Here is a 22,856-nt window from a genome sequence, read left to right as displayed (position 1 = left end):
GCACCGTCGTCTCAGCCCCGCCCGCAGCGGCGCTGCGGGCTGAACCGGTCGGGGACGTCGCGTCGTAGTCCGGGACGAGGTCGTTGCCTCTGCGGAGGTGTGGCCCGTACAAAGGCAAAGGTTTCGCAGTTCTAAACACTTGATACGGGAACGTGTCACCAACCTTTCACCCGGCCTGTTGATCATGAATGGACACTGAACAGAAGGTGGGACGAAGCATGCCGAAGCGTGTATTCATGCACATCGGTGCTCCGAAGACCGGGAGCACCTACGTGCAGAACGTGCTCTTCGGCAACGCCGACCGGCTGGAACGGGTGGGCATCCTGGTCCCGGCCACGTTCAGCGCCCACGATCAGGCGATGACCGACCTGCGTCAGGTGCCGTGGCGCGACCCGGAGCTGTACTGGACGTGGGAGCGGCTGCTGGAGCGGTTCGGGCGCTGGCCCGGTGACGTCGTGCTGACCAGCGAGGGCTTCGGCGCGGCGACCGAGGGGCAGGCGAGGCGGGCGATCGAGAGCCTGGCTCCGGCCGAGGTGCACATCGTCGTCGCCGCCCGCGACCTGTGGCGCACCTTCCCGTCGATGTGGCAGCAGAGCATCCGGGCCCGCGGCACCTGGAGTTTCGAGGACTTCCTCGCCGCCGTGGAGGAGGGGAGGTTCGACGGGTTCTGGGATCACTACACGGCGAACCGGATGCTCCAGCGCTGGGGCGATCTGGTTCCGCCCGCGCAGCGGCACGTCATCACCGTCCCCCAGCCGGGCTCGCCGCACGATCTGCTGTGGACGAGGTTCGCCGGGGTCCTCGGTGTCCCGGACGGGGTCTGTGAGCTCGCCGCGCCCGAGTCCAACCCGTCGCTGGGCGCGCCGGAGATCGAGGTGCTGCGACGGGTCAACAGCGCGCTCGGCGACCTCTACCCGCACCGGATGCCCTACCAGCGGGTCGTGCACCACCATCTGCTGCGCGCGGTGCTGCAGCAGCGCGACAACGACATGCGTTTCGGGGTCGGCCTGGACCGCGCCGAGTGGGTCGCCGAGCTCGCCGACCAGCAGATCAAGGAACTGCAGGACTACCCGTGCCACATCGTCGGCGACCTCGGCGAGCTGCGCCCGGGCCGGATGAGCGAGTCGACGAGCCCGGACGCCCTCGACGACAGGCAGATCCTGGACGCCGCGATCCAGACCATCGTCGGGATGATCACCCACGCGGAGTCGCTGCAGCAGCAACTGCAGCGACCCCCGGGGTGTTCGCGCGGGTCAAGCGCGGCGTGAGACGACGGCTAGTCTCGTAGCCTCCGGTACGCGCGTGCCGACAACGGGATGAAGATCGCGGCGATCAGCACCGGCCAGCCCAGCGCCAGCCACACGGCGTGCTCGGCCAGCACGCCGCCGGTCATCCCGGTCGGGTTGCCGAACAGCTCGCGCGCCGCCGTCGCGGTCGCCGACAGCGGGTTCCACGCGGCGATCGCGCCCAGCCACACCGGCATCGTCTCGGCCGACACGATCGCCGTCGACAGGAACCCGATCGGCCACACCAGCACCTGCACGGCCGCCGTCGCGCCGCCCCCACGGAACGTCAGGCCCACGAAGATCCCGATCCACAACATCGAGAACCTCAAGAGCAGCAGCAGGAGTACGGCCAGAGCCGCCGACCCGGGATCCGACGTGACCCGCCACCCGATCGCCACGCCGCCCACCAGGAGCACCGCGAGCTCGGCCGCAGAGTTCGTCATGTCCGCGCCGACCCGCCCGAGCGCCGGTGACGCGCTGCCGATCGGCATGGACCGGAACCGGTCGGTGATGCCCTTCCCGGCGTCGGCCGCCATCTTCGTGGCCGTCGTCTCCACGCCGAACATCATGCTCAGCGCCATCATGCCGGGCAGCAGGAAGGCGATGTAGTCACCGCCGCCGGGCACGGTGATCGCCCCGCCGAACAGGAACCCGAACACCAGCAGCAGCATGATCGAGAAGACCAGGCCGAAGATCGGGCCCCACGGCTCACGCTTCCAGTGGGCCAGCTCCCGCCGGGTGAGGATCCATCCCGCACGCAGGGTCGTCATCGGGTCGCCTCCTTGTCGGTCAGCGCCAGGAACGCCTCGTCGAGGGTGGGCCGGCGCAGCTGCAGGTCCTCGACGGCGATGCCCAGGTCGTCGAGGGCGCGGACCACGTCGATCAGCCCGGACGTGACCTCCACGGTGATCGACCGCTCATCCTGGTCGACGTCGCCGCCGAGCCGTCGTGCCGCCTCGTCGAGGTCGCCCCGCACGGTGATCGTCACCCGGTCGCCGCCGACCTGGCGTTTCAGCTTCTCCGGTGTGCCCTGGGCGATCACCCGGCCGTGGTCGACGACCGTGATCTCGGACGCCAGCTGGTCGGCCTCGTCCAGGTACTGCGTGGTCAGCAGGACCGTGGTGCCGCGGGCCGCGACCTCGCGGACGGTGGTCCACACCTCGTTGCGCCCGCGCGGGTCGAGGCCGGTGGTCGGCTCGTCCAGGAACAGCACGGCCGGGGTCAGGATCAGCCCCGCCGCGATGTCGAGGCGCCGCCGCATGCCGCCGGAGTAGGTCTTCACCGCCCGGTCCGCGGCCTCGGCCAGCCCGAAGGCGCCGAGCAGCTCCCCGGCGCGGGTCTCGGCGTCAACCCTGCTCAGGCCGTAGAGCCGGCCGAACATCACGAGATTCTGCCGGCCGCTGAGCACTTCGTCGACGGCTGCGTTCTGCCCGACGAGGCCGATGCTGCGGCGCACCCGGGCGGCCTGGGTGCGCACGTCGAACCCGGCGACGCTGGCCGTGCCCTCGTCGACGTCGATCAGGGTGGCCAGGGCCTTCACCGCCGTGGTCTTGCCGGCGCCGTTCGGGCCCAGCAGGCCGTGGATGACACCGGCCGGCACGTGCAGGTCGAACCCGTCCAGAGCGGACAGGTCGCCGTATCGCTTGCGTAGTCCCTCGGCGATCAGGGTTTGCACGAGCGCTCCTTAAACTCCGTATGCCTTACGGAAAATTGTCGCGGGCAACACCGTACACCGCACGGGGTAGATTTGGCACATGGAGAAACCGGAAGACCTCGCGCGGACGATGACGCTGCTCTGGCGGCGCACCCTCGGCAGCCCGCAGGGAACGCGCGGGCCGAAACAGCGGGTCAGCGTGGACGAGGTCATCCAGGCCGGGATCGCCGTCGCCGACGCCGACGGGCTGCCGGCCTTCTCCATGCGCAAGGTCGCCGACCGGCTCGGGCTCAAACTGATGTCGATCTACACGTACGTGCCGGGGCGCTCCGAGCTGATCGGGCTGATGCTCGACGAGGTCATCGGCGAACTGCCGCACCCCCCGCATCGGGGCGACTGGCGTGCCCGTCTGGAGGGCGTCGCCCGGCACCAGTGGGACGAGTACCACCGCCATCCCTGGCTGCTGCAGGTGGAGAGCAGCCGGCCGTGGATCGGGCCCAACGTCTGCGACCGGTACGAATGGCAGCTCGCCGCCATCGACGGAGCCGGGTTCAGTGACCTGGACATGGACCAGATCATCACCATGATCGGCCACTTCACGGCCGGCGCCGCCCGCACGTCGGTCCTGGCCCGGCACACCGTGGAGGACTCCGGGATCTCCGACGTGCAGTGGTGGGAGGCGAACGCGCCCATCCTGGAGAAGGTCATGCCACCGGGCGCGTATCCGCTGGCCGGGCGGGTCGGCTCGGCCGCCGGCGAGGAGTACAACGCGGTCAGCGACCCGGACCGCTCGTTCCGCTTCGGTCTGGACCGGCTCCTGGACGGCGTGCAGGCATTACTGCGTGATTGACTGCCGGGACAGAGCCGACACGGGAGGACAAAATGATCATCATCGCCGGTGAGTTGCGCGTCGACGCGTCCGAGCGTGACCGCTACCTGGCCGGGGTCGCCGACGTCACCCGCCTGGCCCGGCAGGCCGGCGGATGCCTCGACTTCGTGCAGGCACCCGACCCGCTCGACGCCGAGCGGATCACAGTCTTCGAGCGCTGGGAGTCCGACGAGCACCTGCACGCCTTCCGCGACAGCCCCGGCCCGCAGCCGGAACTGCCCGCCATCAACTCCGCCGACGTGCGCAAGTACCGGATCAGCGGGGTCGAGGCGCCGTGACCGGCTACGACGACGTCTACCGAAACGGCACCGCCCCGTGGGAGATCGGCCGGCCGCAACCCGGCCTGGACCTGGAGATCACCGGGCCACGGGTGCTCGACCTCGGATGCGGCAGCGGCGAGGTGTCGCTCGAGCTCGCCCGGCGCGGCCACCAGGTGACCGGTGTCGACATCTCGGCCGTCGCCATCGGACAGGCCCGGGCCAAGGCCGCTGCCGAGGGCCTGACCGTCGACTTCCGGGTCGGGGACGCCCGTTCGGCGCGGCTCGGCCGGTTCGACGCGATCGTCGACTCGGGACTGCTGCACAGCCTGCACCGGTACGGCGAAGCCCAAGACTACCTGGATCTGCTGCCCCAGCTGGCCGCGCCCGGCGGCAGCCTGACCGTCCTGGCGATCTCCGCGGCCGGCGCGCACGGCTGGGGCCTCACCGAGGAGCAGTTGCGGGCCGCGTTCGCCGCACCCACGTGGACCGGGGTCACGGTCGAGCCCGCCGAGGTGGTCTCGGTCGACGGTCCGCTGCCGGGTTTCCTGCTCAAGGCCACCCGCACGGCCATTTGATGCTCCTCGCCCCCTGAAGCCGCTAGTTCGCCCTGGCAGGCGACCGCGACGATGGCGTCCGCCACATTGCCCGCAGGAGCGTTGCGCGACCTGATGACTGCTGGAGCGCTGCGCCGGCGCCTTCGCTCACTGGCTCATCGCGCGGACCTTGATCTCGGCGCCGAGGAGCCGATGATGTCCAGGTGATCGGCAGGGGGCAGGCTATACGGCGCGCGGTGGCAGGGGCCACGGTGCTCGGGCTGGTACTCGCTACCGCCGGGTCGGCTGGGTCGACGCCTACGCCCGACATCCCGAGCGACGGACCAGCCCTGTACGCCGACTGCCTGCGCAAGGCACAACAGATCATCGACCGCTACCGCGATGCCGACGACACGGCGGTCGCAGTAGCCTGCTCGAGGCCAGACGGCAGCCTGGTAGACACCACCCTGTGGGTGCCGGCCGTCCCCACCCCACCGGCTCCGGTCCCGGTGGGCAGGTGCGTCACCGGGCCTGGCCGGCCTGTCGTCGACACGGCGCTGACCAGCGTCTCGGCGACGAATCTCCGCACGGGGATCATCATCTATGAGCACCAGGCGCTCGGCGACGGCGAAGCGGTCGACTCCGGCAGCAGCGGTGCCCTCGAGTTCGGCCCGGGTGAGCTGACGCCGGGTAGCAGCTACCGCTGGCGGGCCCGAGCCGAGTACGCCAGAACAGACGAGACCACCTTGCTTCGGAGCTCGAACGAGGATGAGCGGGCCTGGTCACCGTGGTGCGAGTTCACCGTGTCCGCGGACGCCGTCGACTACAGCGGGCTCGGCGACGTCAGTCTCGAGGCGCTGACAGAACTCGGCCTGCGTCCGGACCGTACCTATGCCGTCCACCTCTCCGGCCGCCAACAACGCCTGCTCCGCGCCGGGACCGACATCGGCCGGACGCGGGCGAGGATGGCGCTGTCCGGCGTTCGCTGGACCGACCTACTCGTCCAGCTGACTGGATCCGCCTACCTCGAGGATGAGGTCGCCGCCGAGACCGGCGATGCGCCGCAGAACAGCGCCGACTATCGCACGCTGGTCGACACCATCTCCGCCGAGCTGGGCGGCCCGGACCATCCCCGGCTCAACTGATTCGAGAAGCCATCACTGGCGAAGCCTCCATGACCGTCCGTAACGCGCGACTCGCCATGTGAGGAAGTTCGACAGCGGCGCGGCGCTACCTCGATTCGTACCTGAAGCGATTCTTCTTGGTAGATGGGGAATTATTCCCTTTCGACCAGTTCGAGGCTCGAGTTCTGTGGAACGCGTAGCCCATATCATCCTCGCTTCGATACCGACCGATCAGATTACGCCTCACCGTGAAGGCGCGATCCGCCAGACGTCCTCAACTCGGCATTTCCCGTAGCGATTGGTTGCCTATCGTCTAGACAGATCGTGTCTCAGGGCCGGTGGTGTACGAACCAGGTGTCACCGGCGGCGACAGCGACGGCCAGCTCCCACTGGAGAACGTCGATGTTGGGCGATAGCGCGAGCACTTGCCGTGCTGCAGTCCATGCGTCGTCGCCGGGTAACGGCTTTCGGTGTACCTCGAACTGCATCATCGTGCCCCAGAAAGCAACCGGCCGGACATCCCACCGCTCGTGCCACTGCCGCAGCACGGCAGCCAATTCCGCATCGTGACCGAGCGCGCCGTAGAACCCGAGCGGAGCCACCGCGAGCCAGGGTGATGGGGTCGGTGCCAACAGGAGCGAGGCAGCGTTCGGCTGGTACCAGTATTCGGTGTTGACCAGATGACGTGCGCCTTCCAGCACCTTGGCGGTCAGGCGGGGATCAGCGAGGACGTGATCGTAGGCCGCTCGCAGTATCTGCTGAGTGCCGGCGTTCTGCGACACCGTCGGTAGGACATCAGCGGTGACGTCGACGCCATGAAGGCCACCCGTATAGAAGGAAAGCTCGACCTCCGGAGGCCCATCGTCACCTTCTTGGAAGAACGGCCACGGGTCCACCGTGCGAGCCGCCTGATCGAGGGCGACCAGTTCTGCTTCCACTCGCGCATCGAAGGGACTCGGCTCCAACTCGTAGTTCACATCCTCGTCGGCGACCAACACGGGCCATCGACCGGTCCTCGGGAGCAGTGCGTACGCCGCCCGCCAGGCCTTGAGCAGGTCCGCATTGTCGTCCGCGTCGACCCCCGACACAATCAGCGTGCCCTCAACCCATTCATGGACAGGCAAACCCGCGAGCGCTGTACCCCTCATGGCGTCAGCGATTTCCGATCGTCCCAGCACAATTCGATCATCTTTGCCAAGCCGGGCAGGCGAAGACAAACCCGTGATTGTCCGCAGATCAGGCTCTCTCATGGGGAAGGGGTGAATACTTCGGCGGCTCGGTGAACGCGCTCAACTCGGCGCGACGGGATGTCGACCACTGGCCCGGCCGTCCGAAGCCGATCCGTGAGTGACTCGCGTCGTGCTCACGTCAAGCCGTAGACCCGGTTCAGGTTTAACTCGAAGTACTCCCAGAAGTCGAACGGCGGTTCCTCGTCCAGGCCGACACGGTCCTTCTCCGGCACGGCGGTGGCCTTGAACTCGTCTTCCGTTCTCGGCGCGCCCGCACGTTGATCATGGCTACGTTCCGGAAGCCATGAAGGCGGCGAGGATGTAGTTGGGGTGTCGGTCCAGGTTCGTACGGGCGCGGTCGTAGCGGAGGGTAGTGCGTGGGCCGGCGTGGGCGGCGATCTGGACGTCGCGGAGCGTGGCCGTGATGAACGGGTGGCGCAGCATCTGCGGGCGTATCCCCGGCATCGGATCCCGACGGAGGTGGTGCGGTGCTTGAGTCGGCGGGCCGCGGTGTGCCCGATCCGGAGGGGTGACCGTGGCCACGTGAGGTGTCACCGGCCCGGTTTAGAGTGCGATCATGACCGACGCATCCGTGCACCTCGTCGCCCAGCCTCGTCTCGACACGCTCGTGACGGAGTTCCGTTCCGACGCGCGGCGGCTGCGCACCGACTTCGCGGGGACGGCCTGGATCGGTGACGTCCCTGATCCGGCATCCGGGATGATGGGACCGAACTACCAGCGGCGTGTTGTCGACTCGCAGTTGTTTCTGCCTGACACCCACTGGTACACCGTCCACGAGCTCGACGATGCCGAGATCCAGATCACTGTCGGCCTGCTTCAGGTGCCGGGCACCACGCAGGGCTCACAAGGGCTGGTCGGCGCCGTCGCGGACCCACGTGCGGATTTCTTCGAGCACCCGGAACACGACGACCGGGTCGGCATCTGTCTCACGCTGCGGGGCCGGATCTGGTCCAACGTCGGCCTGTCGTATCGAATCACCGTGCTGTGCCGGCCGGAGGCCTTCATCAGTAGCGCCCCCGCGTGATGCGAGGGCCGCACTGATCTCGGCACCAGCGTGCGTGTCGGCTCGCCGCCTGGCCACCACGAGCGCTCGGCGATAGAAGAGTGAACGTACGGAGCCGCGGTGAAGTTGGCCGCCTGAATCATGATGAGTGGGTGAAACTGCGTCGTCCAGTAGGCTCCCGCGTGCTCCCGGCGGTTTTCGCGGCATCGATGACGGGTCTTGCCGGCTTTCTGGTGAGCCTGCAGTTCCGCGCCGGCGATTCGGTGTCCGGGCGGCTCTTCATCGGCGCGATGACCCTGTTCGCCCTACTCATGGCGGGCAGCTTTCTCTGGTACGCGTTGCAGCGATTTCAGGTCGGTGTCGATCGGGACGGCTGGACGGTGCGGATCGGCCGGTTCCGGCATGACCTCCGATGGGCCGAGATCTCGGCGGTGGTGATCGAGAACCGAACGATCGAGGGGCGAGGTCGCCGGATGGTTCCGGCGCTCTACCTGGTGCCAGAACCGGGCGTCAGTGTCCACGCTCCCAACGACCTGCGGGCGACCGTGGACGGCCGCCCGGCGCTGCGGCTGTTCGACCTGGAGGACCCGAAGATCGAGGAAAAGCAGTTTGTCCGCGAACTCGCGAGTCTGGCAGGCGATCGCCTGGAAGTACGGGTCTACCGCCTCAGCCTGGGGCTGCTGAGCGAGGACGCCTCGGAACAGCTGAACGGCGGGGAAGCTCTCCCTTCCTTCCCGCCTGGCGCGGAGGGCGTGCGGGTGCACCGCTGGCTGAACCGGCGGCGCTTCCTACTGTTCGTCGGCTGGTACCTGTTCGCCGTCGTCCCCACGCTGCTGCTCACCGGATTCGCGGCCCGGTTGCACGAGTTGTTCGGCGCCGCGGTCGCGGTACTGGGTCTGCTGGCGGTCGTCGCCGCGTACGCCCAGTTCGTCACGCTGTTCAGCCATGCCACAGACCTCGTCGACGCCGAGTTCGCGATCTCCGGCACGGACCTGGTGCGAGTGATCGGCGACCGGACCCACCGCGACGACATGCACGGCGGCAAAGCCGTCGTACTGCCGCCGGGGGCGAAACGGGGCTACGGCAAGGCGTGGCTGCTCGGATTCCCGCACGCCGTGGTGCTGCTCGGTGATCCGCGGACAGGACGGCTTCGCGGCCACGACGACCTGCGCGCCTTGTCCGCCGTGATGCGCGATTCACCACATGAGGCCGACCGGGCCGCCGCGCGGGACCTTGACAGCCTCACCGTGCAGTCGCAGGTCAGCGACCCGACGGAGCCTGGCGACGCCGAGAACGCCCGCCTGTGGATCTCGCTGACCAAGGCCGGCCGCATCCTGGCCTGGGCCGTCGTCGTGGGCTCCGTATGGCTGGCCGGCGGCTGGATGCTGGAGACCACCCGTTACCTGGGCGGCGCGGTCATCCTGATCAGCGTGCCGCTGGCCACCTTGTGGGCGGCATACGCGCTGTACCGGATGCTTGCGCTGTTCGGCGCGGGGTGGCAAGCGGTCCGGAGGAACCATTGACCAGGGCGCGCACGACGGTAGGTCGTGAGGTGTCGAACTCAGCGGTGAGCTGGGGATGGCGGTGCCAGGCGACGACGACCGCGTACTTCGGCGGCGGCACGTTGATGGCCACTCGGACACCGGTGGCGGCAGAAGACTAGGGGCATCCGGACAGGCGCTTCGGCCAAGTTGGCTACTGTCAGCGGCCTGGTCGGGACCGTTACCGGCATTGTCGGTGTCATCAAGTAGGCGACCGCGTGGCCGCCGACTGCCGTCAGTGGAGCTCGATGCCGTGCCGCTTCGCGGCTTGCCACTGAATACGGTGGTCCGGGTGCTGCCGGGGTACGGCATGGCGCAGTACCTGCTGGTCGGTGACCGCAACCGGCGGTGCCGGCCAGCCTGGCGCCCGCGTTGCTGTACCGCAGTGAAGTGCAGCAACGCCGGCAGTCGGACCGACCGCGACGGATCCTGATCAAGCCGCCTGACCTCGTACGGCGCTTGATCAAACCGCGTCGCGGGTAGTCCACTGTAGGGGCGGTCGGTCAGGGAAGGGCCACGGCCACGGTCACCACGACCGCCGCGGCGACGGCAACGAGCATCAGCGCCGCGGCGCCGGCTCCGGCGGCGAGCCGGCCGGCGATGGTCCGGGCGTCGATGCGGGCGGGCAGGGCCGGCGAGTGCTGGACCGTGGCAGTGTCCGAGTCGTCGAAGAAGATCACGCTGCGTAGGTTATGACATCGAGAGGATTCAGGAAATCCCAGTTCAGGTGACGTCGAGCACCACAGTGCAGGCCGTCACCGAGCCGGAGCATTACGTACAGTGACCACTGTGGAATCAGCGGCCGGCGGTCAGACCCGGCGCAGCACGGAGACCACCTTGCCCAGGATCACGGCCTCGTCACCGGGGATCGGCTCGTAAGCGGGATTTCGCGGCTCCAGGAAGACGTGACCGCCCCGGCGCTGGAAGACCTTCACCGTCGCCTCCTCGTCGATCATGGCGGCCACGATGTCGCCGGTCCAGGCCTCCTGCTGCTGGCGGACCACGACGATGTCACCGTCGCAGATCGCCGCGTCGATCATCGAGTCGCCCTGCACCCGAAGACTGAACAGGGTGCCCCGGCCGACCAGGTCGCGGGGCAGGTTGAGCAGTTCCTCGGCGTGCTCGTCGGCCAGGATCGGGGTGCCCGCGGCGATCGTGCCGACGAGCGGGACCCCACGATGTCGGCGGGTGCCCGGGTGGGCTCGGCCGGCTCCAGGAACATCCGGATGTCCACCGGGCGGGAGACGGTCCGGCCGCGGCGGAGGAAACCAAGATCCTCCAGGGTACGCAGATGGCGGCTCACCGAGGACGACGACAGGCCCAGAGCGTCGGCTATCTCGCGGGACGACGGGGCGTAACCGTACTTGACGGCCGCGTCCCGGATCACCGTCAGAATGCGGCGCAGGCGCTCGGGCAGGACTGACGTGTCGAACTCTTCCTCGGGTAGCACCTGAGGATCTTGCCCCGTGACGAACGTGAACCCAAATCGCCGCGCCGCGCACTGTTGAGGTGTGACGGATGCGGAGCGGGACACGCTGCTCGTGGTGCGGGCGCAACTCGGGGATCGGCAGGCCCTCGGCGAACTGGTCGGGCACTGGCACCTCCCGGTGTGGCGCTACGTGCGGGCCATGCTCGGTGACCGGGTGCGGGCCGACGACGTCAGCCAGGAGGCGTGGGCCCGCGCGCTGCGAGGGCTGCCGGGACTGCGGCAGCCCGAACGCTTCGCGCCGTGGCTGCTCACCATCGCTCGCCGCTCGGTCCAGGCCAACCTACGCCGGGGGTACGACATCGAACCCGGCCCGGAACCCGTCACCGCCGACGAGGCCACCGGCGTCCTCGACCGGGCCCAGGTCACCGAAGGGCTCGCCGCGCTGCCGCCGCGGGAACGGGAGGTGCTGGTCCTGTTCTACCTGCATGACCTGACCCTCGACGACTGCGCCCAGGTGCTCGATGTCCCGCCCGGCACGGTGAAGTCGCGGCTCAACCGGGCCCGGCGGCTACTACGCGACCAGATGATCGAGAAGGGGTACACGACGTGAGCGAGGAACCGGGGTACCGCCCCGAGCAGCTGATCCGCCCGGTGTCGCGGGGACTGCTGGCAGCCGGGATCGCCGGGTTCACCGGCGCCGCGCTGATCGCGACACTGTGGGCGACCGAACCGGGCCGGCTGCCCACCCGTACCGCCGGGGCGTTTGCGGGGTTGATCCTCGTCGGACTCACCTGGGCCGCGCTCGCCGCCTGGACGGCCTGGCGCCGCCCGCTGTTCGCCGCCGACCGGGTGATCGCGGGACGGCTCGCGGTCGTGTTCACCACCGCGAGCACCCTGGTCACCGCCATGATCGCCGGCCCATGGGCGGCCGGGCCCGGACTGCTGACGATCGCAGCGGCGACCATCGTGCTGGCCCGGGCCCGGGCCTACCGTGATCGGCTGCGGTCACAGGTCGCGGCGCTGGAAGGAGAGGGCGGCCAGTGACAGCACCAGAGCGGTCCAGACGGCGGCCCACAGCAGGTACGTCCCGGTCAGCGGGTGCATGCTCAGGAACGGGGACTCCTCCACACCGGAGCCGATCTGGGCCAGCAGGGCCGGATCCTGGAAGGAGTTCATCGCGCCACGCCAGAGACCGTCGGTCGGCAGCAGCATCCGCGACACCGTGCCGACCATGGCGACGCTCGGGTTGCCGAGGGCGTCACCGACCGACCCGACCACCCCGGCGATCCACGTCGCCCCGAACAGCCCGACCGCGACGATCCCGGACGCCATCGGGGAGATCGCCGTCGAGAACAGCAGGCCCAGCGTGAGCAGCGCGGCCGTCTGCGCGGCCAGCAGCGCCAGCCCGGTCACCGGGTGCGGCGGCCAGTAGCCGACCGTGGTGTGCACGATCAGGAACTGGGCGACGCCGGCGACCGTCACGAACCCGGTGCCGAACGCGACCAGACCCAGCCACTTGCCGGCCAGCACCTGCACCCGCCGGATCGGGCGGGTCATCATGGACAGCGCCACCCCCGACTCGACCTCACCGGACAGGGTCGGCCCGGCCAGGAACGCGGTTCCGAGTGCGGCGATCAGGCTGAACCCGAACATCACCAGATTCAGCACGGTCGAACCCGCGATCTTGGCCTCCCCGCTGGTCAGGCCCCCGTAGTCGGCGGCGATCTCGGAGAAGCCCCAGGCGCTCAGGGCCAGCAGGATCGTGGTCAGCACACCCAGAGAGCGCAGCACCCGGCGGCGCGACGCCTCCTGCAGCGTGAGCGCGGCGACGGTCAGCACGATCCTCATGACTTCTCCCGCAGCACTTCCAGCAACCGTTCCTCGAGACTCATCCGCGCCGGCTCGACGGCGTGCACCCGTACCCCGCGTCCGACCAGTCCGGCGATCAGCGCCGGGACGTCCTCCGGCATCGCCACGGTGTAGACCTCGCCGTCCCGGGTGAACGGCTCCAGCACGGCCGCGGCCTCGGCGGTCACGTCGGTCAGCGTCAGCCGCAGCGAACGACGGCCCAGCAGCTCGGCGAGCGTGCCCGAGGCGGCGACCCGGCCGTGGTCCAGGATCAGCGCCCGGTCGCAGACCCGTTCCACCTCCCCGATCAGATGCGAGTTCAGTAGCACGGCCACACCGCGGTCCTTCAGCGACAGCAGCAGATCGCGCACGTCGGCCCGGCCCAGCGGGTCCAGCGCGCTCGTCGGCTCGTCCAGCACCACCAGGTCGGGCCGCGCGACCAGCGCCACCGCGAGACCGAGGCGCTGCTGCATGCCCTTGGAGAAACCCCCGACTCGATCGGCTGCCCGGTCGGCGAGGCCGACGAGCGCCAGGGTCTCCCGCCGGTCCCGGTCACCGATGCTCACCCCGGCCAGCCGTACGTGCAGACGCAGCACCTCGTCGGCGTTGAGCCACGGCTGATAGCGGAACAGCTCCGGCAGATAACCGACACGTTCCCGTGACCGCGGGTCGGTGTGCGGGCGCCCGAGCAGCATCACCTCGCCGGCGTCCGGCCGGACCAGCCCCAGCATCATCTTGATCACGCTGGTCTTGCCGGCCCCGTTCGGACCGAGCAGGCCCAGCACCTCCCCGCGGCCGACGGTGAACGAGACACCGTCGACCGCGGTCCTGCGCTTGTAGCGTTTCCGCAGGTGGGAAGCCCACACGGCGGGGGATTCGGTCACTGCGCCCACCGGGTCTCGCGGGCCACCCGCAGCACCTCGTCGGTGCTGAGCGAGCCACCGACCGCGTTGACGAAGCCGTCCTGCACCCACAGCACCGCCGACACCGCGCCGCCCTCCGTGGTCAGGACCGTGGCCGGGGCCTTGCCGACCTTCGTGGTGAAGCTGGTCTCGCTGGCCTGGTTCACGATCAGCGGCAGTGTGCCGCCCTCCTTGGCGAACGCCTTGAGCTGGCTCGACACCGACTCCGGCAGGCCCGGAAGGGACAGCAGATAGTCGCGGGCCGTCTCGAACGGGATACCGTTGGAGAACGCCTTCGGGGCCACCACCCGGCCGATCATGAGCGCCGGCGCTCCGCTGTTGCCCGGCCACACCGCGGCCAGGCCCGGCCCCGCGGTCAGACGGAACTCGGTCGTCTCCAGCCCGGCCGGCGGTTGCGGGATCGGCCGGCCCAGCGCCTTCTCCGCCTTCGCCCGGTCGAACTCGAACACACCCAGCACCCGGTCGCCGACCAGGAACCGGGGCTGCCCGGTCACCCCATCGGCAGGTCGGTGATCCGCGGGCTGGCCAGCCCGGTCGCCTCCCGGGCCGCCCGCGCGTCGTCGACGTTCCGGATCGCCGGGCGGCTCTCCACCCGCATCGCCCCGAACTCCTCCAGCTCCGGCAGCTGCACCAGATCGGCCTGCGGCACCGTGATCGGGGCGACCTGCTCGGTCCGGAAGATCGGGAACCAGTTGCCGGCCGCGGCCGCCGACGCCCCACCGAGCAGCGCCATCACCCCGACGACGGCCACCAGCGGGGTACGCACCGGGCGCCTGCGCTGCCGGACCGGCTGAGGGGCCGCGGTCTCCAGACCGGCGCGCAGCCGCTCCCAGCCGGCGTCCACGTCCACGTCCACGCCGAGACTCAGCGCCGCGCCGACGTCCAGCGCGTCACCGGACACCCGCGCCAGACGAGGGCCACAGACCGGGCAGCCGTCGACGTGCGAACGATCACTGTCGGCCACACCGTCCGGCTCGTCCAGCAGCCGGCGCAGCAGCCCGTCACTCGGATGACGCATGACGGTTCAACTCCTCACGAAGAGCGGACTCGGCGCGCCGCACGGTCGTGCCCACGCTGGCCGGAGAGAGATCGAGGGCGGCCGCCACCTCGGCGTAACTCAAGCCGCTGTGCCGTAGGACCAGAGCCACGGCCTGCTTGCGGGGGAGACGGGACAGCGCCGTGCGTACCCTCTGATGGTCTTCCCGTGCCACGACGGTCTCGGCGACGTCCGGGGCGACGCCGGCCGACGCGGACGCCGCCTCCTCCCGGGAGACCCGCCGCCGCCCGGACCGTCGGTGGTTGAGCGCCGTGTGCGCCGCCGCCACACACAGCCAGCCGAGCGCCTCACCAGCGGGAACATCGGTTCGGCCGAAGGCCAGGAACGTCTCCTGGGCCACGTCCTCGGCCTCGTCCCGCGACCCGAGGACCCGGGCCGCCACCCCGACCACTTTCGGATAGGCCGCCCGGAATATGTGCTCCAGGTCGGATCGCACGGAGGCCGGCACGGCGCCCTCCCGCTCCTTCAACAGTTGCTTCACACCAGGTAAGCACCGCCGCTAACCCGAATGTGACAACTTTCGGATCGCCTCCGCCACCGCATCCGGGGCGACCAGCTGGTGCAGGTGCAGGCCCGGCAGATGCTCGACGGGCCAGCCGCACTCCGCGGCGATCGTCGCGTAGGGGTCCGCGAACAGCACATACCCGCAGGGGCGATCGTCCCAGCCGGGCGGCGCCGGAACCCGCTGCTCGTAGTAGGCCAGCGGCAGCCGCGGCTGCTCCGCCTCGACCGAGCGGCGGGTCTCGGCGTCCGGGAACATCGGCGCCACGTCCGACCCGTCCCACCAGGTGGTCCACGGCGGCAACCGGCCGTCAGCGCCGGCCATCGCCCGCAGCGAATCCAGCACGCCGGGGGAGACCACCGCGGTCGGGCCCGGGCGGCCCGGGACCGCGGCGTCCACGAAGACACAGGCCTCGACGGTACGCGGTGACGCCTCCACCACTACAGGGACGAACAGTCCCGCGTTGCTGTGCGCCACCAGCACCACCCGCTCGTCGGCCGGCAACCCGCCGATCGCCGCGCCGACACCCTCGGCGACCGCGGGCCAGAACGGCGGACCCGCCTCGCCGACGTGCGCCAGCGACGGCACGATCGAGCCGGGCAGACGCGCGGCCACCGGTGCCCAGGTGGCCGGCCCGACCGACGGACTGTGCATGAGCACGTAGGTGATCCCCATCGGTCCACCCTGACCCGAGGCGGTCCTCGCCGGCGACCCCCTTCTGCTGAGGGCAGCACGGCCGCCAGGCGACTCCACAGTGCGCCGCCGCCGTGGCGCCCTGATCTCTACTCCGGCTCCCAGGCCACCAACCGGTCCAGGATGCGGCGGTCGCCGTCCAGCTTGAGGGCCTCTACCGGGTTACGGCCGTAGAACGTCAGGACCAGCTCACCGGCCGTGCTCTCGGTCGAGACGTCGGCGGGCGCCGCAAGCCGGTCGACCCGGGCGCCGGCCGCGGACAGGTGAAGAGTCCACGACTGGCCCTCGATGGTGCGGTACTCCACGACGGCCGGGTCGTGCGGCCACGGACTGGTCGTCGCCACGCACGTGGACAGGAACTCGTCCACCCCGTCGAGCGCCACCTCGACCGGCAGCGGCTCCGCTTCACCGACGGTGAGCTGGGCGTCGTACGTGTGCAGGGCGACCTCCTGCACCTGATGCCGGGCGACGGCGCCACTGGTCTGCGGCGACTGGGAGGTGTCCCACCAGGTCCAGCAGCCACGGTCCGGGCCGGCCTCGCGCAGCGCGTCGATCAGCCGCTGCGCCGACTCGGCCAGCCAGTCGAGCAGCTCCGCACGATCCTGCGGGGCGGCCGAGGTATTCCACAACGACCGGTCCGGGGGAGCGTCGGCGGGGCCGGCCGCCACGGTCGCGGCCCAGCGGTGACGGCCCTCGCCGAGGTGCTGCGCCAGGTCGGCGAGCGTCCAGTCCGGGCAGGTCGGCACGGGCACGTCGAGACGAGGTGCGGCCGCGATGGCGGCACGGAAGGCGGTCGACCGCTCGTCGATCAGGCGAAGCAGGTCGGAGAAGTCCAGGTTCGTTGACACCCGCGATGTCTACCACCGGATGCCCGAATCGGACAGCGATTTAGCCGGCCGCGCCTGCGGTCGCGTTCCGGCCGGTCAGCGTGCCGCCCGCGCCGCCGCGCCGGTGTCCTACCGAGCCACGCTCACCTGCCCCAGCTCCTGGGTGCACCGGGTCAGCGCCACGTAGAGGCCGTTCCAGCCGCGCGGCCCGGCGGCGATCCCGTCCGGGTCGACGACCAGCGTCGCGTCCCACTCCAGGCCCTTGGCCTGGGTCGCGGTCAGCACCGGCACGTCACCCACGACGGTCCGCAGCGCCGCGATCCGGGTTGCGGGCGCGACCACCCCGACGGTCCACCGCTGCGCCAGGCCGGTGACGGCCCGCTGGACGGTGCTGAGCAGGTCCGCCTCGGTGACGGTGAGCCGCCACGGCTCGGCGCCCGACGAGCGTACGGCCGTCGGTGGCTCGTTGTGGCTGCCCGCCCGCGCCAGCACCGGCCCGGTGAGGCCCATGACCTCGCGGGGTGTGCGGTAGCAGACGCTCAGCCGGGCCGCGGTCCACCGGTCGCCGAGGACCGCGCCGACCGCCTGGGCCCAGCTCGTGTGCCGGTGCGGGGCCTCGGCCTGATCGATGTCGCCGACCGCGGTGATCGACCGGCTCGGGCAGCGCCGCAGCACCATCCGCCACTGCATCTCGGACAGCTCCTGCGCCTCGTCGACGACGACGTGCCCGTACACCCAGTCACGGGTCCGTCGGGCCCGGTCGGCGGTGAACTCCGCCTGCGGCGCCGGTGTCCCGGTCTCGCCGAGCAGCTCGGCCACCGCGTCGAGCAGCGGGATGTCGCTCGGCGCCCACCCGTCCGGCTCGGCGGCCACCGCGCCGATCTCGCCGGGCGTCAGCTCCGGGGCGAACCGGGCCAGCCGCTCGCGATCGGTCAGCAGCTCCCGCAGCACCGTCTCCGGATCGCGGGTGGGCCACCACGACTCCAGGAACCGGGCGATCGTCCCGTCGCCGGCGATCTGCTCCCGCAGCTCCTCGATCTCCTCCTCGGAGAGCAGCCCGTCGACGTCGCTGCCGGTGACGGCCGGGTCGGCGGCGCTCGGGCCTAGGCCGTGTCGCCAAAGGGTCATAGCCACTGCAGCAGTGCGGCGATGGTGACGGTGGCCTGGAAAGAGGTGCTGGTCTTGTCATAGCGGGTGGCCACCGATCGGCATTGCTTGAGCCTGTTGAAGCAACGTTCCACGACGTTGCGGTGCCGGTAGATCAGCTTGTTGAAGGTCGGTGGGCGGCCGCCGCGAGGCCCGCGGTTGCGGCGGTGTTTCTGCTGGTCCGAGCGTTCCGGGATGGTGTGAGCGATGCCGCGGCGGCGCAGGTAGCGGCGGATCGCGCGGCTGCTGTAACCCTTGTCGGCGATGACGTGATCGGGGCGTGTGCGTGGCCTGCCCGGCCCGATCCGGTCGACGCGGATGGCGTTCATGACCTGCTCGAAGCGGGTGCAGTCGTTGACGTTGCCGCCGGAGAGCACGAAGGCCAGGACCCGGCCGGCGCCGTCGCACGCCAGGTGGATCTTGGTGGTCAGCCCGCCACGGGATCGTCCGAGGGCGTGATCCGGTTTGCCCGTTTCCGGCTGCCCCTTTTTGCGCCCGCCGCGTGCTGATGGGCGCGCACGATGGTGGAGTCGACCGAGACCAGCCAGTCGATGTCGGCGTTCGCGTCCGCTGCGGCCTGGGCGGCGGCGAGCATCTTGGCGAGCGTGCCGTTCAACGCCCACCTGCGGAAACGGGTGTAGATCGATTTCCAGGAGCCGTATCGGGCGGGCACGTCGCGCCAGGGTGCGCCGGAGCGGATCTTCCACACGATGCCGTTGAGTACCCGGCGGTCGTCCTCGCGCGGACGGCCGCCGGTGATCACCGATGGCAGGTGTGGTGACAGCGATTCCCACTCGGCGTCGGTCAGCTCATAGCGGCGGATCACGCCGTACATCATCCATGGTCATGATCCTTTGAAGACACGGCCTAGACGGGACAGGATGTCCTCGTACCCCTCCTCCATCTGCCGCAACGTCGTCTCGCGCTGCTCGGCGACGGCCTCGGCCAGGCGCTGGTGGACCTGTTCGGCGACGGCCGCGCGGGCCCGGTGGTACGGCAGGCCCGGCGCCGGATCCACGCCGACCGGGTGGAAGTCACCGGCCCACCGCAGCTTCAGCTCCCGGGCCCGCGGGTGCAGCGACGCCACATACCGATCCAGGACCGGCTGCCACAGCGCCCGGCCCTTGATCTCGGCGACCCGGCGGCTCTCCGCCCGCCGCACCACGATGCCCGGCAGCAGGGTGTCGCACGTCGCCGACACGACCGCGGTCTCCCCGAGGGCCGGCAGCACCTGCCCGATGTAGTCCAGGAACCGCGTCGACGGCCCCACCACCAGCACCGCCCGCTCCGCCATCCGCTGATGGGTGAACAGCAGGAACGCCACCCGGTGCAGCGCCACCACGGTCTTGCCGGTGCCCGGTCCACCCTGCACGAACAGCGGCCCGGACGCCTCGGCCCGCACGATCTCGTCCTGCTCGCGCTGCAGCGTCGCGACCGCCGCCGACATCCGCCCGGTCCGCCGCTGCCCGAGCGCCGCCAGCAGGGCGCCCTCCCCGACGAGCTCGGACTCCACGGATCCGTCCAGCGGTTCGTCGTCGACCCCGATGACGACCCCTTCGGCGGTACGGACGTGCCGGCGCCGTGCCTGTCCCTGAGGTTCGACGGCGGTGGCCGTGTAGAACGGCCGGGCCGCCGGGGCCCGCCAGTCGATCAGCAGTGGCTCGCCGTCCGCGTCGTCGCGCAGCCCGACCCGCCCGATGTGCCGAACCGTCCCGTCGACCGCGTCGAGCCGCCCGAACACCAGGCCGTCCCCGGCCCGTCGCAGCTCCTCGGCCCGCTGCCGCAGCATCCGCCGCCGTGCCGCCCCCAGCCCGTCGTCGTCGGCGGCCTCGATCTCGTCGCCCAGCCGCACGGCCAGCCGGTCGCGCAGCTCCCGGGCGGCATCGAGGAATCGTTGCTCCTCGGCGATGGCGTGCCCGTCGGTGGCTTCCCCGTTCTCCATGGCGGCCAACGTAGAGCCCGCGACACCCGGAACGGGCATCGAAGAGAGAGGTCTCTCAGTTTCTTGCCACGAACCGCCAGATTGCTATCTGTGTATTGTTTCGGCAGGTCAGAGCGTTGTAAGTGGCTACCGGGCCGGTAATTCGGTCAATGCGCCGATCCGGAACACCTCCGGATATCCTGACCGCGCGATCACCGCACCGAACACCGCGGAGAACGTGTGCCGGGGGAACGCCGAGCCAGTCCATCCAGCCGGGCGGACTCGCCCGATCGCGTCGAGAATCGTCCCGCCGACGTCGAACAGGACCGCCCGGATCACGATCCGGCCGGGCCCAGCATCGCGGCGACCCGGGCCGCGTCGCCCCAGGACAGCGTGAAACCGGCTCCGCCGTGGCCGTAGCAGGCGAACACCGGGCGGTCGTGGCCGGCGACCGGCTCCACCCGGACCCCCGCCCGGCCCGGCCGCAAGCCGGCCGCCCGCGACAGCACCGGCTGCCCGGCCAGCGCGGGCACCAGCGCGGTGACCCGCTCCAGGATGGCCGCCTCCACCTCCGGGTCGACCCGCTCGTCCCAGGAGCCGACGTTCCCGGTCCCGCCGCAGACCACGTCGTGGCGGCGCGGCACCACATAGGTCAGCCCGCCCGGGTTGTCGTCGTCGGTGATCCAGTCGGTCAGCCCCGGATTGGCCAGCCGCACCACCTGGCCCCGGATCGGGAAGCTGACGTCGTCGTCGCCGAGCAGCGCCGCCGACCGCAGCCCCGCCGCCACCACCAGAGCCTCCGCGTCGTCCTGGCGCGACAACTCGGCTATCGACGTGACCTCCGCGGCGCGGAATCGTACGCCCAGACCGGTCACCGTCTCACGCAGCCACGCCAGGTAGGCGCCCGTCTCCACCAGCGGCACCGTGCACCGGATCCCGGACGCACCCTCCGGCAGCCCGTCCGGCCGGGCCGGCTCGGTGTGCGGCACCGCCCGTGTCCAGGACGTGTCCGGCCCGGGGCGCCGCGACAGCACCGTCCCGCCGCGCAGGCTCACCCCGGTCCGCGGGTCCTCGGCGAGCTCCGCCAGGCGCCGGTAGGTGACCGCCGCGGACTCCAGCACCGTCACCGAATGGTCCACATCGTGCGGGAACCAGATCGCCGCCGCCACCCCGGAGACGCTGTCCGCCGCCGCCCGGTCCGCCACCACGCTCACCCGGTGCCCGGCCCGGGCCAGCTCATGCGCCACGCTCAGCCCGACGACCCCGGCGCCCACCACCGTCACCCTGCTCACGGGATCACACGATAGAGCCCGCGGCCGGTGGAACCGACCACCGCAACGCGGCCCGGCCCTCGACGTCCTCGAGCGTCACCGGGAACACCTGCCCGAACGCACGGCCCGCAGCGAAACGCCGAACCTCGCCCGGCGGCCAGCCGACACAGACGACCGCGCTTCCGGCCACCTCGATCACACCGGCCCCGTACGGGTCCCGGCGGCCCGCCCGTACGCCGAGATGATGGTGGCTGTGCGGGTCCACGAACGCGAGGTGGGCGGAGTGCCCGCGGCCGACCGCCCACTCGTTGATCTCCGCGGCCCGCTCGTACGCCACCGCGACCGGCAGGTCCAGCCAGCCGTGCAGGAGCCGTCCACGGGCCACCGGCAGCGGCTGCGCGCTGTAGCGGGCCCGGGCCTCCTCCTCGCCCCGGCCGTCGAGCCGCAGGTCGGCCAACCCGTCGACACTGCGCGCCGCCGGCAGGAAGCCCACCCACGAGTCGAGCGCCGCGGCGTCGCCGATGACCATCCCGCACGGATCCAGCGGCAGGTCGCCGAGCACCACCGGCCCCGGCCCGGACGACACCGCCGGCCAGGGTAGATCCAGGTCCACGTCGATCGCGGCGACGGTGTCGCCCGGCTCGTACGCGCCCGGCCGGGTCCGGGCCGTCACCGTCAGCTTCCCCGGGCCGGCCGGGACGGCGACCGCTTCGGCCAGCCAGTCGCGCAGGTGGCCGCCACCGGCTCCGGCGGCCCGCAGCGCCCGTACCGACAGCGGGGTGCCCAGAGCCGCCCACTGATCGAGGAAACCGCCGCAGGCCAGCACCACGGCCCGTGACGGGGCCGGCAGGTGAGCCAGGGTCACTGTCATCGTCGCCGATCATCACACCTGAACGCGGCCACCGGGGCCGACTGCCGGACATGCTCACGAACGGCGTACACGGGGCGGCCTATGATCGGCGGCATGGCGCTGCGGCTCGCGATGGTCAACGGCAAGGCGCGGGACCCGGCGGCGCTCGGCCGGTTCTGGGCGCGGGCACTCGACTGGACCGTCGTCAGCGAGCGGCCCGGCGCCACCGCCGTCGGCCCGGCCGGGTTCACCTGGCCCGATCCGGGCGCGTTGTGTCTCGATCTGATCGCCGTGCCGGACCCCGGGGCGGTCCGGGGCCGCCTGCATCTGGACCTGGCCACCGGCTCGGCGGACCACCGGGTCGAGCTCGTCGCACGGTTGTGTGACCTCGGCGCGACACCCGCCGACATCGGTCAGGGCGACGTCCCGTGGACGGTTCTGGCCGACCCGGAGGGCAACGTGTTCTGCGTGCTGGAGCCGCGCGAGACCTACCGGGACACCGGGCCGGTCGCGGCGGTCGTCGTCGACTGCGCCGACCCGCCGGCCATGGCCCGGTTCTGGGGCGGGGCCCTGGGCTGGCCGGTCCACGAGTCGGCCGCCGGCTTCGCGCGGCTGCGGTCCCCGGAGGGCACCGGCCCCTGGCTGGAGCTCCTGCGTCACCACGGGGCGAGGAGCTGGTGGAACCGTCTGCATCTGGACCTGCTGCCGGACCCGGCCGAGGGTCAGCGGGCCGAGGTGGCCCGCCTGCTCGCCCTGGGCGCCGCCCCGGCCGACGTGGGCCAGGGCGACGTCGCGTGGGCGGTTCTGACCGACCCGGAGGGCAACGAGCTGTGCGTCCTGGCCCACTGA

Annotated in this window: 26 protein-coding genes and 3 pseudogenes; 10 read left to right on the top strand and 19 right to left on the bottom strand. The window is 71.0% G+C overall.

The annotated features are described in order from the left end of the window. The first annotated feature begins 218 nt into the window (after positions 1 to 218). Positions 219 to 1,268, top strand: a complete 1,050-nt coding sequence (locus tag ACQPZW_RS24850) for a hypothetical protein (RefSeq protein ID WP_433797358.1) — start codon at positions 219 to 221, stop codon at positions 1,266 to 1,268. Positions 1,269 to 1,276: 8 nt separating this feature from the next. On the opposite strand, the gene ACQPZW_RS24845 is transcribed toward ACQPZW_RS24850, so the two are convergent. Both ACQPZW_RS24845 and ACQPZW_RS24840 read right to left on the bottom strand, forming a co-directional pair. Continuing rightward, on the bottom strand, positions 1,277 to 2,056 hold the full coding sequence (locus ACQPZW_RS24845; protein WP_433797357.1) for an ABC transporter permease: 780 nt from the start codon (positions 2,054 to 2,056) through the stop codon (positions 1,277 to 1,279). Beyond that, positions 2,053 to 2,961, bottom strand: a complete 909-nt coding sequence (locus ACQPZW_RS24840; RefSeq protein ID WP_433797356.1) for an ATP-binding cassette domain-containing protein — start codon at positions 2,959 to 2,961, stop codon at positions 2,053 to 2,055. The genes ACQPZW_RS24845 and ACQPZW_RS24840 overlap by 4 nt, the downstream gene beginning before the upstream one ends. A 79-nt stretch (positions 2,962 to 3,040) precedes the next feature. On the opposite strand from ACQPZW_RS24840, the gene ACQPZW_RS24835 reads away from it, so the two are divergent. From ACQPZW_RS24835 to ACQPZW_RS24820, 4 genes are all read left to right on the top strand, one after another. Continuing rightward, entirely contained in the window at positions 3,041 to 3,790 is a 750-nt protein-coding gene (locus tag ACQPZW_RS24835) for a TetR/AcrR family transcriptional regulator C-terminal domain-containing protein (RefSeq protein WP_433797355.1), read from the top strand. Between the two features lie 32 nt (positions 3,791 to 3,822). Continuing rightward, the gene (locus ACQPZW_RS24830; RefSeq protein WP_433797354.1) at positions 3,823 to 4,107 is read left to right on the top strand and encodes a putative quinol monooxygenase; all 285 of its coding nucleotides are present in this window, start codon (positions 3,823 to 3,825) and stop codon (positions 4,105 to 4,107) included. Then, complete coding sequence (locus ACQPZW_RS24825; RefSeq protein WP_433797353.1) at positions 4,104 to 4,664, top strand: class I SAM-dependent methyltransferase; 561 nt, start codon at positions 4,104 to 4,106, stop codon at positions 4,662 to 4,664. The genes ACQPZW_RS24830 and ACQPZW_RS24825 overlap by 4 nt, the downstream gene beginning before the upstream one ends. Positions 4,665 to 4,846: 182 nt before the next feature. Beyond that, positions 4,847 to 5,767, top strand: coding sequence for a hypothetical protein (locus ACQPZW_RS24820; RefSeq protein WP_433797352.1), 921 nt, complete (start codon positions 4,847 to 4,849; stop codon positions 5,765 to 5,767). A gap of 308 nt (positions 5,768 to 6,075) precedes the next feature. Here the strand turns inward: ACQPZW_RS24820 and ACQPZW_RS24815 are convergent, their stop codons facing one another. Both ACQPZW_RS24815 and ACQPZW_RS24810 read right to left on the bottom strand, forming a co-directional pair. Next, complete coding sequence (locus ACQPZW_RS24815) at positions 6,076 to 6,963, bottom strand: DUF4253 domain-containing protein (RefSeq protein WP_433797351.1); 888 nt, start codon at positions 6,961 to 6,963, stop codon at positions 6,076 to 6,078. Positions 6,964 to 7,263: 300 nt separating this feature from the next. Then, positions 7,264 to 7,440: a hypothetical protein gene (locus ACQPZW_RS24810; RefSeq protein WP_433797350.1), complete on the bottom strand. Its 177-nt coding sequence runs from the start codon at positions 7,438 to 7,440 to the stop codon at positions 7,264 to 7,266. 112 nt (positions 7,441 to 7,552) lie between these two features. On the opposite strand from ACQPZW_RS24810, the gene ACQPZW_RS24805 reads away from it, so the two are divergent. Beyond that, positions 7,553 to 8,020: a hypothetical protein gene (locus ACQPZW_RS24805; RefSeq protein ID WP_433797349.1), complete on the top strand. Its 468-nt coding sequence runs from the start codon at positions 7,553 to 7,555 to the stop codon at positions 8,018 to 8,020. A 131-nt stretch (positions 8,021 to 8,151) separates the two neighbouring features. Continuing rightward, complete coding sequence (locus ACQPZW_RS24800; protein WP_433797348.1) at positions 8,152 to 9,522, top strand: hypothetical protein; 1,371 nt, start codon at positions 8,152 to 8,154, stop codon at positions 9,520 to 9,522. Positions 9,523 to 10,043: 521 nt separating this feature from the next. On the opposite strand, the gene ACQPZW_RS24795 is transcribed toward ACQPZW_RS24800, so the two are convergent. Both ACQPZW_RS24795 and lexA read right to left on the bottom strand, forming a co-directional pair. Continuing rightward, complete coding sequence (locus ACQPZW_RS24795; protein ID WP_433797347.1) at positions 10,044 to 10,220, bottom strand: hypothetical protein; 177 nt, start codon at positions 10,218 to 10,220, stop codon at positions 10,044 to 10,046. A 129-nt stretch (positions 10,221 to 10,349) separates the two neighbouring features. Then, positions 10,350 to 11,074: pseudogene (gene lexA / locus ACQPZW_RS24790) on the bottom strand (transcriptional repressor LexA). Between lexA and ACQPZW_RS24785 the strand changes: the two are divergent. Further along, positions 11,052 to 11,579 (top strand): RNA polymerase sigma factor, encoded by a 528-nt coding sequence (locus ACQPZW_RS24785; protein WP_433797346.1) that lies wholly within the window; start codon positions 11,052 to 11,054, stop codon positions 11,577 to 11,579. The pseudogene lexA and the gene ACQPZW_RS24785 sit on opposite strands and share 23 nt — an antisense overlap. Next, positions 11,576 to 12,013 carry a hypothetical protein gene (locus tag ACQPZW_RS24780; RefSeq protein WP_433797344.1) on the top strand — a complete coding sequence of 146 codons (438 nt, stop codon included), beginning with the start codon at positions 11,576 to 11,578 and terminating at the stop codon, positions 12,011 to 12,013. The genes ACQPZW_RS24785 and ACQPZW_RS24780 overlap by 4 nt, the downstream gene beginning before the upstream one ends. On the opposite strand, the gene ACQPZW_RS24775 is transcribed toward ACQPZW_RS24780, so the two are convergent. The 13 genes and pseudogenes from ACQPZW_RS24775 to ACQPZW_RS24715 all read right to left on the bottom strand — a co-directional run bounded on the left by ACQPZW_RS24775 (position 11,975) and on the right by ACQPZW_RS24715 (position 22,028). Then, the gene (locus ACQPZW_RS24775) at positions 11,975 to 12,817 is read right to left on the bottom strand and encodes an ABC transporter permease (RefSeq protein WP_433797343.1); all 843 of its coding nucleotides are present in this window, start codon (positions 12,815 to 12,817) and stop codon (positions 11,975 to 11,977) included. The two genes, ACQPZW_RS24780 and ACQPZW_RS24775, sit on opposite strands and share 39 nt — an antisense overlap. After that, entirely contained in the window at positions 12,814 to 13,701 is an 888-nt protein-coding gene (locus ACQPZW_RS24770; RefSeq protein WP_433797342.1) for an ABC transporter ATP-binding protein, read from the bottom strand. The genes ACQPZW_RS24775 and ACQPZW_RS24770 overlap by 4 nt, the downstream gene beginning before the upstream one ends. Beyond that, positions 13,698 to 14,234 (bottom strand): hypothetical protein, encoded by a 537-nt coding sequence (locus ACQPZW_RS24765; protein WP_433797341.1) that lies wholly within the window; start codon positions 14,232 to 14,234, stop codon positions 13,698 to 13,700. The genes ACQPZW_RS24770 and ACQPZW_RS24765 overlap by 4 nt, the downstream gene beginning before the upstream one ends. Continuing rightward, complete coding sequence (locus tag ACQPZW_RS24760) at positions 14,231 to 14,758, bottom strand: hypothetical protein (RefSeq protein WP_433797339.1); 528 nt, start codon at positions 14,756 to 14,758, stop codon at positions 14,231 to 14,233. The genes ACQPZW_RS24765 and ACQPZW_RS24760 overlap by 4 nt, the downstream gene beginning before the upstream one ends. Next, positions 14,742 to 15,278 (bottom strand): RNA polymerase sigma factor, encoded by a 537-nt coding sequence (locus tag ACQPZW_RS24755; protein WP_433797338.1) that lies wholly within the window; start codon positions 15,276 to 15,278, stop codon positions 14,742 to 14,744. Before ACQPZW_RS24755 ends, ACQPZW_RS24760 begins: the two co-directional genes overlap by 17 nt. A gap of 18 nt (positions 15,279 to 15,296) precedes the next feature. Next, on the bottom strand, positions 15,297 to 15,974 hold the full coding sequence (locus tag ACQPZW_RS24750; RefSeq protein ID WP_433797337.1) for an alpha/beta hydrolase: 678 nt from the start codon (positions 15,972 to 15,974) through the stop codon (positions 15,297 to 15,299). 107 nt (positions 15,975 to 16,081) lie between these two features. Next, positions 16,082 to 16,840, bottom strand: a complete 759-nt coding sequence (locus ACQPZW_RS24745; RefSeq protein WP_433797336.1) for a maleylpyruvate isomerase family mycothiol-dependent enzyme — start codon at positions 16,838 to 16,840, stop codon at positions 16,082 to 16,084. Positions 16,841 to 16,948: 108 nt separating this feature from the next. Beyond that, a complete protein-coding gene (locus ACQPZW_RS24740; protein WP_433797335.1) occupies positions 16,949 to 17,947 on the bottom strand; it encodes a hypothetical protein in 999 nt (332 codons plus the stop codon). After that, positions 17,944 to 18,800 (bottom strand): annotated as a pseudogene (locus ACQPZW_RS24735) (IS5 family transposase). The gene ACQPZW_RS24740 and the pseudogene ACQPZW_RS24735 overlap by 4 nt, the downstream one beginning before the upstream one ends. A 9-nt stretch (positions 18,801 to 18,809) precedes the next feature. Continuing rightward, complete coding sequence (locus ACQPZW_RS24730; protein ID WP_433797334.1) at positions 18,810 to 19,907, bottom strand: UvrD-helicase domain-containing protein; 1,098 nt, start codon at positions 19,905 to 19,907, stop codon at positions 18,810 to 18,812. 156 nt (positions 19,908 to 20,063) lie between these two features. Beyond that, positions 20,064 to 20,225: pseudogene (locus tag ACQPZW_RS24725) on the bottom strand (haloacid dehalogenase); the annotation flags it as partial. Continuing rightward, complete coding sequence (locus ACQPZW_RS24720; RefSeq protein WP_433797333.1) at positions 20,222 to 21,178, bottom strand: FAD-dependent oxidoreductase; 957 nt, start codon at positions 21,176 to 21,178, stop codon at positions 20,222 to 20,224. The gene ACQPZW_RS24720 and the pseudogene ACQPZW_RS24725, both read right to left, overlap by 4 nt. A gap of 4 nt (positions 21,179 to 21,182) precedes the next feature. Further along, the gene (locus tag ACQPZW_RS24715) at positions 21,183 to 22,028 is read right to left on the bottom strand and encodes a hypothetical protein (RefSeq protein WP_433797332.1); all 846 of its coding nucleotides are present in this window, start codon (positions 22,026 to 22,028) and stop codon (positions 21,183 to 21,185) included. Positions 22,029 to 22,121: 93 nt separating this feature from the next. Between ACQPZW_RS24715 and ACQPZW_RS24710 the strand changes: the two genes are divergently transcribed. Continuing rightward, positions 22,122 to 22,856 carry a VOC family protein gene (locus ACQPZW_RS24710; RefSeq protein WP_433797331.1) on the top strand — a complete coding sequence of 245 codons (735 nt, stop codon included), beginning with the start codon at positions 22,122 to 22,124 and terminating at the stop codon, positions 22,854 to 22,856.

This window comes from Actinoplanes sp. CA-252034, from assembly GCF_050956125.1.
Classification (GTDB): domain Bacteria; phylum Actinomycetota; class Actinomycetes; order Mycobacteriales; family Micromonosporaceae; genus Actinoplanes.
The sequence above is the reverse complement of the archived record's forward strand: the minus strand, read 5'-3'. Positions and strand labels throughout refer to the sequence as shown.